We start from the raw sequence: 14726 nt of genomic DNA on the forward strand, positions 1-14726 counted from the left end.
TATTGTTACTGAATGTATATCGCCCGAAAAACTTCCAAGGAATGTCCATGTGAGCGGCGCTGATATGGTATACAGGCTGTCCATAAAGGATCATGGAACAGGAATCCCGGATAAGGACATGCCGTTCATATATGAGAAGTTTTATCGAGGGGAAAACTCCGGTGATGAACCTGGAGCGGGCCTTGGACTATTTATTGTCCATTATCTCATGGACAGAATGGGCGGAGATGTGGAACTTGTGAATCATGCTGATGGCCTGGAGGCAGTGTTATATTTTGCAGCAAGAAAGGTTTGTTAAGGACTTGTTAATAAATAGGGTGATATTGTTGTAGCACGGTGGCGAGGTGAAGATCTGTAGAGGATGTCTGAATGCCCCCGTGCTACAACTATAAAAAGGAGAGAAAAATGGCAGATATAATACTTCAGGCAAGAGACCTTTGCAAAAGCTTTTCCAGTGAGGGCGTGCAGAATCATGTGCTCAACAACATGGATCTGGATATCTATAAGGGAGATTTTACAGTCATCATGGGAGCGTCAGGATCGGGAAAATCCACACTGCTTTACAGTCTGTCCGGGATGGACAGACCGACTTCGGGAAAGGTCATATATGATGGCGAGGATATAACAGAATACAATGAGAAGCGCATGGCAGAACTCAGGGTGTATGAGTTTGGATTTGTGTTTCAGCAGATACATCTTGTTAGTAACCTCAGCATTAGAGAGAACATACTTGTGCCGGGTTATATGAATAAGGATACGAGCACAAAAGAGACTGAAAACAGGGCTGATGAACTCATAAAAAAGATGAATATAGAAAGTGCTGCTGACAGACTGCCTGCACAGGTGTCCGGCGGAGAGGCACAGAGGGGCGCTATTGCCAGAGCGGTCATCAACAGTCCGGGTATCCTTTTCGCGGATGAGCCGACAGGCGCATTAAACCGCAGAAATACCCAGGATGTGCTAGACCTTCTCACCGAGCTCAACGTGGAGGGACAGAGCATACTCATGGTTACCCACGATGTGAGGGCTGCTATCAGGGCGAACAGGATCATCTACATAGAGGACGGAAGGATCATAGGTGAGCTGAAGCTGTCACAATATATTGAAGAAGACCGCAAGAGCCGTGAGAGCCAGATAGATGCATGGCTTGGTTCCATGCAGTGGTAGGAGGTGCCGGGATGAGATATATCATGATGGTGCTTCGAGGAAATATGAGAAGAAACAAGGGCGTGCATATAAGTGTGTTCGTGCTCATGCTTATCATTTCTCTGGCATTCTGTTCAGTGCTTTCTTACTACACGAATTCCATAAGGCATGATTCGGAAGCTATGGAAGAGGTTGGTTATGGAGGTATGCTTGCCGCACTTTATGGGGAGAACAGGCTGGATGCCTATGGAACAAGTGCAGACAAGATAATAAAGAATATTGGCAAATGTGATGCGGTGCAGGAAGTGAAAGCAGCAGATGTTGTATATCTGCTGCTTAAGGACTGCAATGGAAAAGGCGGAAACAGCAGCTTCGTTTTGAATGATACAGACAGCGTGCTCACATATGATCAGTATGATGTGGATAACAAAATGACAGATCGCCGGCTTGAAAAAGGTGAGGTAAGTGTGCCGTTCAGTTTCATAGGTATGTATGACTGCAAGATTGGTGATACAGTCGAGCTGGGCAATGATAACGGTTCTTATACCTTCAAAGTTGCGTCATTTTTCGAGGATCCATATATGGGATCTTCGGTCATGGGAATAAAGACGATATTGATCTCAGATGAGGATTTTGCAGATCTCAAGGCAAAGGCTGCGGAAGATCATAGAAGCGGACTGGAAGATGACAAGAGATCCTTTGAATTGTCAAAGCTTATCATAATAGATAAAAAGCCGGGCCTGGACCTCACGGAGATGGAGTTTGAGAGAGAACTGAATAATGTGAGTGATTTCGCGTCATATTGCTGGATAACTTTATCAAAGGAGCAGGCGGGAAGTTACATGCTTCTTATGACAAAGGTATTCTCCGCGGTGCTGCTTATATTTGTTGTGCTGCTTCTGGTGGCGGCTATGATAGTTTTAGGACACAACATCGGCAGCAGCATAGAGATGGATTTTGTTAACATAGGAATACTCAAAGCGGTCGGAATGACAAATGCATCGGTGAAGCTGGCGTTGCTTGCCGGGTATATGTGCACTGTGGCGGCTGGACTGTTTGCTGGAATACCACTGGCCATTCCGATACTAAAAATTATAAATAGTGCCACAAGATCTTCTTCAGGACTTGAAGTTTCGTCTGATATTAATGTAGGACTTGTGCTGTGTGTCATATTGGCGATACTGCTTCTGGTAGCAGCATTTATCATGTTGAAGACAAGGAGAATATCCGAGGCCACACCTATAAAGGCGATAAGAGGTGGACGGGACAGTGTGCATTTCTCAAGCGTTCTGAAGCTTCCAGTCTCAGGCAAGAAACTTGGTGTGAGTCTTGCATATAGACAGTTTATATCTGAGAAGAAACAGTATGCCGCAGCCATCATAGTGACTGCTATACTTGCCATGTTCATGATACTTATGAACGATATGATGCGCTGGTTTAATTCACAGAATATGCTGGTGGATATGTTTTCGGTCACGAAGTATGACCTGACTGCTTCGTTTGTCGATGAGGATACGCAGAAGGATATAGAGAATGTTATATCAGAACACACAGCGTATAGAAAATATCAAATGTCCAGCGAGTACCTTCTGTTCGATGATGTGCAGATGTATTGTTATATAGTGGAGGACCCTGATATGATCAACACGATAAGAAAGGGCAGAACCTGCACATATGACAATGAAGTGCTGATAACCCAGTATGTTGCTGATGGATTTCATATGAACGTAGGTGACACAGTCACAGTCAAGTGCGGCGGCGTGGCAAGGAAGATGGTGATCTCCGGCATATACGATTCGGCAAATGATATGGGCAAGAACTTTGCAATTAGTAAGGCTGCATATAGTAAGTTTGCCAGCGCAGAGACCGTAAGTGAGTCTGGTGTCAGTGGAGCTGCCAAAAGCAGTTCAGATGAAGAGGAATGGAGCGGCAAAGGAATATGTTATGATCTTGACAATACTGATGAATGTGATGCGATAATCCAGGAGATAGATAAGAGATATGGCGATAATCAGGGCATCACGTATTCAATACATTCAGCAAAGGATGATTTTGAAGAAGTGGCAGGTACAGTCAACATTGCAATACAGGGACTCACATTGCTCACATATATGTTGGGGGCTGTATTCGTGATAGTCACGGTCATAATCGTGTGTGGCAAGGTTCTCATGCGTGAGCAGAAGGATATCGGAATATACAAGGCACTTGGATTTACATCTTTCAGACTCAGATGCCAGCTTGCGGTCCGCTTTATCGTGACGGCAGTTGTGGGTTCGCTGCTTGGTATAGTTCTGGCACTTATCGTTAGCAAGCCATTCTTCAAGGCAGGATTTGAATCATTTGGAATATACAGTTTTAATTTAAGTACAAGCGTGATGTCACTGGTTATACCATTGGTATTTATGAGCGTGTTATTCTCTGTGGTAGCATTTATCAGAGCGGGGAACATCAGAAAGGTTCAGCCGCAGGTGCTCATCGCAGATCAGTAGAAGTATATAGGAGAGTGGAACTATGTATACAATGTCAGTAGACAAGGTGGGTATATATAATGGATAAGTTGATCATATATCTGATATGTATAAATATACTGGGAGCTGTCCTTGATGGAGTGACGGCCGCGAAGCGCAGGAGAACAAGCCATAAGGCACTCAGTGTTCTGCTGGGGATCATAGCCATTGCCGGTGGCGCCCCTGGCATGATAATAGCATTTGCGTTGTGTGACAGGACGGCCTTCAAGACGAATATGATGCTGAGAGTGTTCACTGTGTGCGTGTGTGTGATAGAGCTTGCGGTGTTCATGACTTGGAAGCTCAGACCGGCGGGCAAATGGAACTTTGCATTCTGGGATGTGTTTGTGGAATACAGATGGACACTTTGGTTCGTTGCGGCAGTGAGTGTTGTAACATTTGTCATGTTCGGAATTGACAAATACAGAGCGGTCAAGGGCGGATACAGGATACCTATAGCGGTCCTTCTCGGTATGGCATTTGCCGGTGGAAGTATCGGTGCTCTGCTTGGAATGGTGGTGTTTAGGCACAAGATAAGGAAGAATTATTTCTCGGTTGGAGTGCCACTTATACTTGTAATGCAGGTGGTGCTTTTGATGTGTGTGGTTAATCTGCTGTAGGATCCGCAAATATCCCAAGTTCAGGCGGATAGTTGGTAAATGCAAAGAATGCAACCGCGAGAATTGCCAGGATAGTCATGGAAACGTAGTCGTTTATGCACATTTGCCTGGATTCTAATCTGTTTTCGGTGCGCAATGCATATACAACCCCAGCAAAATAAAGTGCGATATTCAGAAATTCATAATTCCTGCCCAGTACACCGTTTAGAGTGTAGAAACCAACCACAATGAATGCCATACCTGACAGGATACCGACAGTCCTTGCTGGAAGATAGTGTTCCGGCAAGGGCTTATCTTTTATATGAGCCCAGAGAAATTCAATCATTGTCAGCAGGAGCATTGGAAAGAATATAAGTTTCAGGTGTTCCCAGGTTGACTCGTTCACTGCCGAGAATAGTCCGACAGCGGGATTGTCATTTGACCACTCGTAGGTGAAATGCAGCAGCACTCCGAGGATCGATATGAAGAAAAAACGAAAAAAATTGAGTTTGTTAGTAGTTGCCATAGAGCGTTCTCCGATGAAAACTAGTGCTATATTACATAGTATATGACGAATATGGTATTTCATGTAGCGGAGAAACCGAAATCAACGAAATTAAGATAAACATAATTGGGATATATTGTCGGTGATGTTATAATTATTTCAACGAATGTTTTGTTTAAAGGGGAAGTGTATATGCGTTTGATCCATTTATCTGATCTTCACATAGGAAAGCGTGTAAATGAATTTTCCATGCTGGAGGATCAGGAGTATATATTAAAAGAAATACTGGGCATCATCGATGATGAGCAGCCGGATGGAGTCATCATAGCCGGGGATGTATATGATAAGTCTGTGCCGAGCGAGGAGGCGGTGAAGCTGCTGGACAGCTTCCTGACTTCGCTTGCAAAGAGAAAGCTGCAAGTATATATCATCAGCGGCAACCATGATTCGGCGGCCAAGCTGGCATTTGCATCAAGTCTGATTGATCTCAGTGGAATCCATATATCGCCGGTATATGATTCGGCACAGATAGCCACGATGGGAGATGGGCTGGTCAGACCATATAAGCTGGAGGATGGAAAAGGACAGGTGGCGAACATATACATGCTGCCATTTGTGAAGCCGGCAATGGTCAGAGCGGTATTCCCTGATGAGGCGGATGATATAAAGGATTACACGGATGCCTGCCGTGTGGCGGTGGAGCACATGGATGTTGATGAGAAGGTTACAAATATCCTTGTGGCCCACCAGTTCGTGACCGGGGCTGTGCGCTCGGAGTCGGAGGAGAATGTGGGCGGTCTGGACAATGTGGATGTGTCGGTATTTGACTCATTTGACTATGTGGCGCTGGGGCATATACATGGGCCGCAGAAGGTGGGCAGGGAGACTGTCAGATACTGTGGAACACCGCTTAAGTATTCACTTTCGGAGGCTAACCACACCAAATCGGTGACAGTTGTTGACATCCCTGAGAACAAGAAAATAGAGATAAGGACTGTTCCGCTTGTTCCGATGCATGAGCTGCGCGAGGTAAAGGGAACATTTGACGAGCTGATGGACAGGCGAAACTATGAGGGGACGGCTGTGGATGATTATCTGTATGTGGTTCTCACGGACGAGGATGACGTGCCGGATGCTTTGGGAAAACTCAGAACGGTCTATCCAAATGTGATGAAGCTTGGATACGACAACACCCGAACCCGTGTGACACAGACGATAGACGATGGCGCTGTGCTTGAAGGGAAAAAGCCTATAGATCTGTTTGGAGAGTTGTATGAGAAGCAGAACAACAAGGAAATGAGCGATGAACAGAGGAGTTTTGTTCAGGATATTATAGACTCTGTATGGAGAGAGGAGCGCTTATGAGCGAAGCGAATAACTCAAATGCGCTCCGACGACCTGCCCCGCTTGCGGAGGCGAGAGGGGCGATACATTGTGAAAGAGAGGAGCGATTATGAGACCACTTAATCTTACGATGTCGGCATTTGGACCATATGCGGGAGTCCAGATGCTTGACATGGCCCAGCTTGGGGCTGAAGGCTTGTATCTTGTGACTGGGGATACAGGTGCGGGAAAGACCACGATATTCGATGCCATCTGTTATGCGCTGTATGATGAGCCGAGCGGGGCGAGCCGTGATGCGAGGATGATGAGATCAACGTATGCCGATGTGGACACAGATACCTACGTTGAGCTGACATTTGATCATATGGGGAAGACTTACAGAGTTAAAAGAAATCCTTCCTATGAGAGACGTAAGAAAAAAGGTGAGGGAACTACCCTGCAGGATGCGGCTGCAGAATTGTATCTGCCGGATGACTCGGTCATCTCCAACAGAACGAAGGTAAATTCATATCTTCAGGAATTGTTGGGTGTGGACAGAGAGCAGTTTTCGCAGATATCCATGCTTGCTCAGGGTGAGTTCAAGGAACTGTTGGTGGCGGAGTCCGGGGACAGACAGAAGATATTCAGCAAGCTTTTTCACACATCAAGGTATTTTGTTCTGCAGAAGCGTCTTCAGGATGAGACGAGAAAGCTTCAGAGTGAACGGGACGATATGAAGAAGAGTATAGAGCAGTATATATCCGGGATAGTCTGCGGAGAGGATGACCCTCTTGGACTCAGTGTCCAGAAGGCAAAGGACGGCCAGATGCCAATTGATGAGGTGATCACACTCATCGGAAAGCTTATTGTAACGGAGAAGGCAAGAACGGATTCATATGAGAAGCAGATCGGTACACTTGAGACCCGGGTCGGGGAACTTGACACGCTGATAGGCAAGGCACAGCAGACAGAGAAAGCCAGAGTGCAGCTTGAAAAGGCACATTTGGAGCTTGCAAATGTACAGAATGACAGAACTGTTGCTGAGGCAGAGCTAAACAGGACAAAGGAAGCGTTCCCAGAGACGGAAGAGCTCCAAAGGCAGGCAGCAGTTATAAATAACGAGCTTCCAAACTATGAGAAACTGGACGAGAAGCGAAAAAATATTGCAGACGAGGAACAGCTCCTGCAAAGGCAAAATGAACAGGCAGAGAAGGGCAGAATGCTTGTGACAGACAAACAGAAGAGCATAGAAAAGCTGAGGCAGGAGCAGACACAGCTTGCGGATGCGGGGGAGAAAATAGTTGCAATCACGGCATCGAGGGAGAAGATGGCTGACGCTGTTGACTATCTGAATGACATAAGTAGACTGCTCATGGAATACAGCAGAAGAAAACAGGCGGTGGACAAAGCACAGAAGCAGTATCTGTTTGATAATGATATGTATACCAGAAAGCAGGATATGTATGAGCATATGAGCACGCTCTACAGGAATGCCCAGGCGGGAATCCTAGCAAAGGATCTGAAGGAGGGACAGGCGTGCCCTGTGTGCGGTGCGACGGAGCACAAACTCCTTGCATCGCTGCCAAAGGAGGCTCCGACAGATGCACAGTTAGATGGTGCGAAAAAGGATGCTGACAAAGCCCGCGAAAGGGCAAATGCCAGCGCTACGGATGCAAAGGTAAAGCTTGCCAGTGTCACTGAGATCAGAAACAGCATCATTGAGCAGGCCAAGAAGAAATTTGACACCCCGGAGGATATAGACGGTCTGCCGGAAAAGGTTGAGAAGAATATTGGATACTATAATGAGAAGATTGCCGATACTGACAGACAGATCGAGGCTGAACGCAAAAGGGTCAGCAGAAGGGATGAGCTTGCTGCAAAACTTCCTCAGGAGGAAGAAACATTGGCCGGGATGCAGGTGAAGCTGGCGGAGCTTGAGAGAAATATATCGGCGCTCACGGCAAAGGTTGTCTCAGACAGAGAACAGGCGACAGAACTGGCCGCGGGGCTCAGATTCAGGAATCGGAGTGAGGCGGAAACGAAGATGAACGAGATTCTTGGCAGAGCAAAGAAACTGCAGGATTCATTTGACACCGCTGAGAAGAGATATAATGCTGTGATCCAGGATATTAAGACGCTGGAGGGGCAGATAAAGGCTCTGACAGACACGCTGGAATCAGCAGAGAGGCTCGAACTTGCCAAGCTTGAGGAAGATAAAACCGCAGTGAGAGATGAACTGGGAAGGATCAGGCTTCTCATGCAGGATGGAAACAGCCGCATCCGTGCAAATGAAACGGCGATGGCGAATATAAGCAGAAAGTCCGATGAGCTTTCGGCAAAAGAAAAGAAATATGTAAGCGTGAAGTCGCTCTATGACACTGCCTCAGGAAATGTATCCGGCAAGAATAAGATAAACCTAGAGGCATACATACAGATGTCGTATTTTGACAGGATAATTCAGCGTGCAAATCTGAGATTCCTGAAGATGTCAGATGGTCAGTATGAGCTGGGGCGTGTGACGGACAGCAGTGACAGGCGAAGCCAGATCGGCCTTGACCTCTGTGTTGTGGATCATTACAACGGCAGCAGACGAGACGTTAAGTCTCTTTCTGGGGGCGAGTCATTCATGGCTTCACTTTCCCTCGCACTTGGACTCTCCGATGAGGTGCAGGCCTCGGCTGGCGGAATTCAGATAGATACCATGTTTGTGGATGAGGGCTTTGGATCCCTTGATACAGAAAAGACTCTGCCACAGGCATACAAAGCGCTGGTCAGCGTGACCGAGGGACGCAAGCTGGTGGGAATAATATCGCACGTGACTGAACTCAAGGAGAAGATTGACAAGCAGATCGTGGTGGAAAAGGACAGAACCGGCAGGGCGAAGGCGAGGCTGGTGGTGTAGGGATTTTAGTCATCTGAGTATTTAGATAAAATTTGCTCAAGTTTATTAAAGTCTACACATCTTTTTGTAAGGTTGCGATTTTTGTCGGGAAAATCAGTTATGAGAGAGTAGACTTTATTGGCTTTGTTGATTATAGTATCGGAATGATCCCGACACCAGGATAATTGTTTCTGCATAAGAATCTTTCCTGCTGTTGTGGTCAAATATTTTGATGAAATCAATCTGGCTTTTCATATTTTCAAATTTCTTTTTTGGTGAGGTAAGGGGGATGCAATATTTCTGACCACCTATAAGAATGATTATTCCAAGAAATGGTCGATTCTCCTTACCTACCTGAGGGGAGACTGACATTACGTTGTCATCTGCACGAGACAGATTTCTTATGTAGTTTAAATCAATATAGTAAAAATTTAGGATATCCATTATCGCCTTTCTGAGAATATAAAAGAGCTGTGCTAAAATGCACAGCTCTTAAAAACCTTTTTGCATGGTAGGGCTCCCATAAAATTGTTCCATTTTGTATGGTAGAACATCCATATTAAAATTGTTCATTTGTTTTATATGGTAGAACACCCATCTCTTAAAGTTCCCATTTCGCATGGTAAGGTTACCATAATCATATCATACAAGAATTCTAACATTCAATAATGTTAGTGTCAATTAGAGCTGACTTATTTAGTAACTTATTGTGATCTGAGGATATCCTAAAAAGTGGTCAATATCAAGTGCAATTACTGATATTTTATAAAACGTTTATAAAAGTATACAAAGTGTAGAATAGTAGAAAAATGTTAGCTGTTTGCTTTACAAATCGGAGTTGATAAACAATAATGGTTCATGTATGAATGAATAAGGACGGTACACTATAATGGAACTTTTTGATATATGCGACGAACAGGGCAACCCTACCGGAGACACAGTGGAGAGGAGCGAGGCACATGCAAAAGGCATATGCCACAGGACTGCCCATATCTGGATAGCGAAGCAAGAGAATGGAAGGTATAAGGTTCTTCTGCAGAAGAGGTCGATGGATAAGGATTCTTTTCCCGGAAGGTATGACACTTCCTCTGCCGGACATATACAGGCAGGCGATGAACCGATGGAGTCGGCACTCAGAGAACTGGGTGAGGAGCTGGGCATAAATGCCCAAAATGAAGACCTCGATTTTGCGGGAACATTTAGAATACAGTATGAGAAGGAATTTCATGGCAAAATGTTCAGGGACAACGAGGTGGCATTTGTGTTCGTGTATCAGAAACAGGTGGACATAGCAGATCTGACAATACAGAAGGAAGAGCTTGACGGCGTGTGCTGGTTTGATCTGGAGGAAACCTATGAGGCATGTAAGAACCATGACCAGAAGTTTTGCGTGCCAATTGGAGGGCTTGAGACGGTAAGGAAATACCTGAAAGAAAGAATACGTTAAAGTTACTGAAAGAATGTTGTGTGTAGTGGATAGTAGGAAAAATGCCAGGGCGTAAAGAAAAGCATTACATATAAAAAATAGGTTGCCAGACTAGTTAGTTTGTGCTAACATAACATATGTTATGGAAAACGACAAGCGCAGTGAAACGATAGAAAAACTGAAAAAAGCAGGTAAAGAGGAATTCCTTGAAAATGGTTACCAGAGGGCAAGCCTCAGAAAGATATGCAAGAGTGCGGGAGTTACCACCGGAGCCTTCTACTTTTCATTTGAGAGTAAAGAGGCATTGTTCAAGGCGATACTCGAACCGCTTGTGAGCCAATATGAAGCCATGCTTGGAAAACTTATGAAGGGTGAGATTCAGAACCCCGGCACGGGCGTGGATGCAGACAAGATCATGATGCAATTCCTTCTGGAACATGGGGAAGAGGCAAAGATCATCATGCATGGCGCTGACGGCAGCTGCTATGAGAATTATCACCAGAGGGTTGAGGAGTTCATGAGACATTCATTTGCGGCATATTACAGGTCACAGCTTGGATGCGAGCCGGATGAGACTTTGGTTCGCGTGCTGGCGAAGATGCGGCTTGAAGGAGCCATGGCGATACTGAACGAGGATGTAGATGTGGAGAAGAAAATGTATCTGACAGAAAAGATCGGCATTCATGCCACAGGCGGTACAGAAAAGTTGATAGAGAGTTTAAAGAAAGAGGTTCATCGATGATGAACATCTTATTTTTACGAACATAACAAAACAAGACAAATGTTATATTTCATAAGGAGGGGCCCACGTAAGTGGGAGGATTCCTTGTGAAGCACGCAAACGCCGCGCGCAGCGCCTCTCATGCGTTTGCTCCATTATAAGGAGGGGCCCACGTAAGTGGGAGGATTCCGGCAGAGGAAGCGCACTGATGTGCGCGCAGGTCATCAAGCTGCGCTTGACGACATGTTGTGAGGCACGCAAACGCCGCGCGCAGCGCCTCTCATGCGTTTGCACAATTAAAAAGCAGGAGGAAATGAGAAAATGGTTAGTACACAGAACAATACAGTAAGCAGATCAAAGGTAGACATAACCGGAGTCCCAGAGACGATGCTCCAGACACTCTATGCCAGGGCGAAAGAATCAAGAAAGCCGGATCATGTCATATACGATGGCAAGGCCATAGAGATAGTTGACAGCCTGGATTATGACTTTTCACTGGCGGACAAGGATCTGGCAATGGGAAGCGGAGTTATAGCGCGAACTATAGTTCTTGATAAGCTTGTATCAGAATACCTGAAAAAGCATAAGGGTGCTGTGGTTGTGAATATCGCCAGTGGTCTTGATACCCGTTGCTATAGAAATGAGGGTAAATATAAAGGTTGGTACAACATTGATCTCCCGGAGACCATGACTGTAAGGGCAAAGTTCCTGCAGGAGGACGGACCGGTGTACCAGATAGCGGAATCCGCCATGGACGGCAAATGGGCAGACATGGTAGAGTATGCAGGTGAACCTGTGCTGGTCATCATAGAGGGGCTTACGATGTATCTCACAGAAGCTGATGTGAAGAAAATATTCGACATAATAGACAGGAAATTTACTCATGCTACGGTGCTCGTAGAGACTATGGCTCCGTTCATGGCAAAGCATATCAAGGAGAAATCCATCCATGGAAGCCATGCCAGGTTTTCCTGGGGCGTGTCAAATGGAAAGAAGCTGGCGGAGATCATACCGAAATACAGATACATAGAACAGCACAGTCTTGTAGAAGGAATGGCTGAGTTCATACCGGTATATAAAGTCATTGGCAAAATACCATTTGTCAGCAATATATCAAACAAGATAGTAGTGATGGAAAAGTGATAAAAAAGTGTTGACATAAAGTTAAAAGCCATTTATGATACAGCAAAATGCAAATGACTTGCAAATTCAAAAAAGAGGAATATTATGGCGAGGGAGTATAAAACGAGAATAAGTCAGGCTATAGAGGCATTTGCTGCAGAGAGGCAGGACAGAGGGTTTTGTGCGGCTGATGTAAGTGTGTATTTGGATGAGAATGGCATAGATGCGAATACAACAACTGTATATCGCAACCTTGACCGCATGGTTACCCAGGACAAATTGATAAAGTATCAGAGTGCTGATGGTGGTTCAAGTATGTATAGAATGGAAAAGGCTGATCATAGTTGTCACGAACACCTTCATATGCAGTGTGTTAAGTGTGGAAGAGTTATACATATTGACCGCGATACCATGAATCACATAGCTAAAGGATTTCAGGAGAGGTATGGATTTATGATCGACTGTGACAGATCGTCGATATGTGGTATTTGCAAAGATTGTCAGAGGCGTTGTGGAGTCGCTGTAGTCTAAACTAAACGTGATTGTTACAGATGGGATTGTATCGTTACGGTCACAACGAAAACTATATATCCCCAAATTCCTACAATGAAAAGGAGGTGTGCAGAATGAGTAAAAAGAGAATAATGTCATGGATTCTTATAGTGTTCTTTGTATCGGGAGTACTTTTCTCTTACGGCTATATTGCGCGCAATGTGGAGCATGACTGTACGGGGCAGGAATGTCCTATATGTATGCATTTGCAGCAGGCTGCACAGTTCCTTTCAAATATAAAGACAATGTCAACTACGCCAGTGTTCCTGGCGTTCTTAAGTGTGTTCACACTTGGAGTTGTATTGGTGTATACCCACGAGTATTTTACCGATACGCTCGTTTCCCTGAAGGTGGAATTGCTGAATTGATTTAAAGTACGGATATTGACTGAGAATTGCGTCTGGAAATACATCTAAAGATAAGGGCGAATACTTATTATTGGTGTTTTTGATCTAGAGGCAGTTTATTAAATTTACCCAATTATAGGCATCAAAATATGCCTGTCAATTTTATCAATCAATTCGGAGGTTTATTGATCATTATGAAAAATAGAATATTTGGCCTTGTTATGGCATCGGTACTTACTGTTTCAGCATTTTGTGGCTGCGGAGCATCAATGACGGCAGCAGATTCTGATCAGAAAGGGGGCAGTGCGCCTGAAAATGCGGCAAATGCTGCGGCGTACAGCATTGTATGTACGACTTTTCCTCAGTATGACTGGATCCGCAATATTATAGGCGGTGATTCCGACAAGTTTCAGCTTACTATGCTGCTCGATCAGGGGATGGATCTTCACAGTTATCAGCCAACTGCAGAGGATATAGCAAAGATAGCTGACGCAGATATGTTTGTGTATGTTGGCGGTGAGTCTGATGGCTGGGTGGATAGTGCCCTGAAAGAAGCGACTAATAAGGATATGAAGGTTGTAAATATGCTTGACGCTTTGGGAACTGCAGTCAAAGAGGAAGAGGTAGTTCCAGGCATGCAGGCAGAGGAAGAAGAGGGAGGAGAGGAAGGCCCGGAGTATGATGAACATGTATGGCTTTCACTCAAGAACGCAGTGGCGTTGACGAATGTGTTGGCGGATAATATCCAGGCACTTGATCCAGATAATAAATCTGATTACATGGAGAATGCAGGCAAGTACGTTGATGAACTCAATGATCTTGATGGAAGGTACGAACTAACAGTTTCTAAGGGAAAACGACAGGCAATTCTGTTTGGCGACAGATTTCCTTTCCGATATATGGCGGATGATTATGGGCTTACCTACTATGCTGCATTTGTGGGATGCAGTGCTGAGTCGGAGGCAAGTTTTGAGACGATAACATTTCTTGCGCAGAAGGTGGATGAGTTAAAGCTTCCGGTTATTCTGACGATAGAGGGTGCAGATCACAGTATAGCAGAGTCGATAAAGAAGACAACAGATTCGAAAAATCAGGATATCCTGACGATGAATTCCATGCAGTCTGTGACTGCAAAGACTGTAGCTGATGGTGAGACGTATCTGAACGTGATGGAAGATAACTTGAACGTACTTTCTCAGGCATTGAATTAATTGCTGAACAATAATACAAATTTAGATTTATAGGAGAAAACAAATGTCATATATAACGTGCAGGGACCTGGCAGTCGGGTACGACGGAAGATCAGTTGCGTCAGGCCTTAATTTCAGTATAGACAAGGGAGACTATCTCTGTATAGTTGGAGAGAACGGAGCGGGAAAGAGTACCTTGGTAAAAACTCTGCTTGGCCTGTTGAAACCGGTTTCAGGAGAGATAAAGTTTGGCGATGATCTGACATCGCGTGATATAGGCTATCTGCCGCAGCAGACACCTGTGCAGAAGGATTTCCCTGCGACTGTATGGGAGGTGGCTTTGTCGGGAACGCTGCCTAAGTGCGGAGCACGTCCTTTTTATGGCAGAAAGGAAAAGCAGCTTGCAC

General features: G+C 45.1%; 14 protein-coding genes and 1 pseudogene. 13 read left to right on the plus strand and 2 right to left on the minus strand.

Annotation, left to right across the window (positions count from 1 at the left end; translation table 11 throughout):
* The 4 genes from ABUA34_RS11540 to ABUA34_RS11555 all read left to right on the plus strand — a co-directional run.
* Window positions 1-298 (plus strand): sensor histidine kinase (locus ABUA34_RS11540; protein WP_349823352.1); only part of this gene is annotated, 298 nt, incomplete at its 5' end.
* Window positions 299-405: 107 nt separating this feature from the next.
* On the plus strand, window positions 406-1167 hold the full coding sequence (locus tag ABUA34_RS11545; RefSeq protein WP_055280252.1) for an ABC transporter ATP-binding protein: 762 nt from the start codon (window positions 406-408) through the stop codon (window positions 1165-1167).
* An 11-nt stretch (window positions 1168-1178) separates the two neighbouring features.
* A complete protein-coding gene (locus ABUA34_RS11550) occupies window positions 1179-3635 on the plus strand; it encodes an ABC transporter permease (protein ID WP_349823353.1) in 2457 nt (818 codons plus the stop codon).
* A gap of 59 nt (window positions 3636-3694) precedes the next feature.
* The gene (locus ABUA34_RS11555) at window positions 3695-4273 is read left to right on the plus strand and encodes a DUF1294 domain-containing protein (protein ID WP_349823354.1); all 579 of its coding nucleotides are present in this window, start codon (window positions 3695-3697) and stop codon (window positions 4271-4273) included.
* On the opposite strand, the gene ABUA34_RS11560 is transcribed toward ABUA34_RS11555, so the two are convergent.
* The gene (locus ABUA34_RS11560) at window positions 4260-4778 is read right to left on the minus strand and encodes a DUF6512 family protein (protein WP_238050592.1); all 519 of its coding nucleotides are present in this window, start codon (window positions 4776-4778) and stop codon (window positions 4260-4262) included. The genes ABUA34_RS11555 and ABUA34_RS11560 overlap by 14 nt on opposite strands.
* Window positions 4779-4949: 171 nt before the next feature.
* Between ABUA34_RS11560 and ABUA34_RS11565 the strand changes: the two genes are divergently transcribed.
* Window positions 4950-6122: an exonuclease SbcCD subunit D gene (locus ABUA34_RS11565; RefSeq protein ID WP_349823355.1), complete on the plus strand. Its 1173-nt coding sequence runs from the start codon at window positions 4950-4952 to the stop codon at window positions 6120-6122.
* Window positions 6123-6210: 88 nt separating this feature from the next.
* A complete protein-coding gene (locus tag ABUA34_RS11570) occupies window positions 6211-8982 on the plus strand; it encodes an AAA family ATPase (protein WP_349823356.1) in 2772 nt (923 codons plus the stop codon).
* A gap of 5 nt (window positions 8983-8987) precedes the next feature.
* On the opposite strand, the pseudogene ABUA34_RS11575 reads toward ABUA34_RS11570, so the two are convergent.
* Window positions 8988-9405, minus strand: a pseudogene (locus ABUA34_RS11575) (type III toxin-antitoxin system ToxN/AbiQ family toxin).
* A 445-nt stretch (window positions 9406-9850) separates the two neighbouring features.
* On the opposite strand from ABUA34_RS11575, the gene ABUA34_RS11580 reads away from it, so the two are divergent.
* The 7 genes from ABUA34_RS11580 to ABUA34_RS11610 form a co-directional block, all read left to right on the plus strand.
* Window positions 9851-10408, plus strand: a complete 558-nt coding sequence (locus tag ABUA34_RS11580) for an NUDIX hydrolase (protein ID WP_173794769.1) — start codon at window positions 9851-9853, stop codon at window positions 10406-10408.
* Window positions 10409-10529: 121 nt separating this feature from the next.
* A complete protein-coding gene (locus tag ABUA34_RS11585) occupies window positions 10530-11129 on the plus strand; it encodes a TetR/AcrR family transcriptional regulator (protein ID WP_173794768.1) in 600 nt (199 codons plus the stop codon).
* A gap of 300 nt (window positions 11130-11429) precedes the next feature.
* A complete protein-coding gene (locus ABUA34_RS11590; RefSeq protein WP_055224485.1) occupies window positions 11430-12251 on the plus strand; it encodes a class I SAM-dependent methyltransferase in 822 nt (273 codons plus the stop codon).
* A gap of 84 nt (window positions 12252-12335) precedes the next feature.
* On the plus strand, window positions 12336-12761 hold the full coding sequence (locus ABUA34_RS11595) for a Fur family transcriptional regulator (protein WP_349823357.1): 426 nt from the start codon (window positions 12336-12338) through the stop codon (window positions 12759-12761).
* Window positions 12762-12856: 95 nt separating this feature from the next.
* Entirely contained in the window at window positions 12857-13150 is a 294-nt protein-coding gene (locus ABUA34_RS11600; RefSeq protein ID WP_349823358.1) for a hypothetical protein, read from the plus strand.
* A 173-nt stretch (window positions 13151-13323) separates the two neighbouring features.
* The gene (locus tag ABUA34_RS11605; RefSeq protein ID WP_349823359.1) at window positions 13324-14340 is read left to right on the plus strand and encodes a metal ABC transporter substrate-binding protein; all 1017 of its coding nucleotides are present in this window, start codon (window positions 13324-13326) and stop codon (window positions 14338-14340) included.
* A 43-nt stretch (window positions 14341-14383) separates the two neighbouring features.
* The coding region (locus ABUA34_RS11610; protein WP_349823360.1) for a metal ABC transporter ATP-binding protein at window positions 14384-14726 on the plus strand (343 nt) is incomplete at its 3' end.

This window comes from Coprococcus sp. RTP21428st1_C9_RTP21428_210409 (assembly GCF_040227395.1).
Classification (GTDB): Bacteria; Bacillota; Clostridia; order Lachnospirales; family Lachnospiraceae; genus Coprococcus; species Coprococcus aceti.

Coding starts and splice junctions, on each gene's coding strand:
- ABUA34_RS11545 (WP_055280252.1), top strand. CDS start 406: ATGGCAGATATAATACTTCAGGCAAGAGACCTTTGCAAAAGCTTTTCC.
- ABUA34_RS11550 (WP_349823353.1), top strand. CDS start 1,179: ATGAGATATATCATGATGGTGCTTCGAGGAAATATGAGAAGAAACAAG.
- ABUA34_RS11555 (WP_349823354.1), top strand. CDS start 3,695: ATGGATAAGTTGATCATATATCTGATATGTATAAATATACTGGGAGCT.
- ABUA34_RS11560 (WP_238050592.1), bottom strand. CDS start 4,778: ATGGCAACTACTAACAAACTCAATTTTTTTCGTTTTTTCTTCATATCG.
- ABUA34_RS11565 (WP_349823355.1), top strand. CDS start 4,950: ATGCGTTTGATCCATTTATCTGATCTTCACATAGGAAAGCGTGTAAAT.
- ABUA34_RS11570 (WP_349823356.1), top strand. CDS start 6,211: ATGAGACCACTTAATCTTACGATGTCGGCATTTGGACCATATGCGGGA.
- ABUA34_RS11580 (WP_173794769.1), top strand. CDS start 9,851: ATGGAACTTTTTGATATATGCGACGAACAGGGCAACCCTACCGGAGAC.
- ABUA34_RS11585 (WP_173794768.1), top strand. CDS start 10,530: ATGGAAAACGACAAGCGCAGTGAAACGATAGAAAAACTGAAAAAAGCA.
- ABUA34_RS11590 (WP_055224485.1), top strand. CDS start 11,430: ATGGTTAGTACACAGAACAATACAGTAAGCAGATCAAAGGTAGACATA.
- ABUA34_RS11595 (WP_349823357.1), top strand. CDS start 12,336: ATGGCGAGGGAGTATAAAACGAGAATAAGTCAGGCTATAGAGGCATTT.
- ABUA34_RS11600 (WP_349823358.1), top strand. CDS start 12,857: ATGAGTAAAAAGAGAATAATGTCATGGATTCTTATAGTGTTCTTTGTA.
- ABUA34_RS11605 (WP_349823359.1), top strand. CDS start 13,324: ATGAAAAATAGAATATTTGGCCTTGTTATGGCATCGGTACTTACTGTT.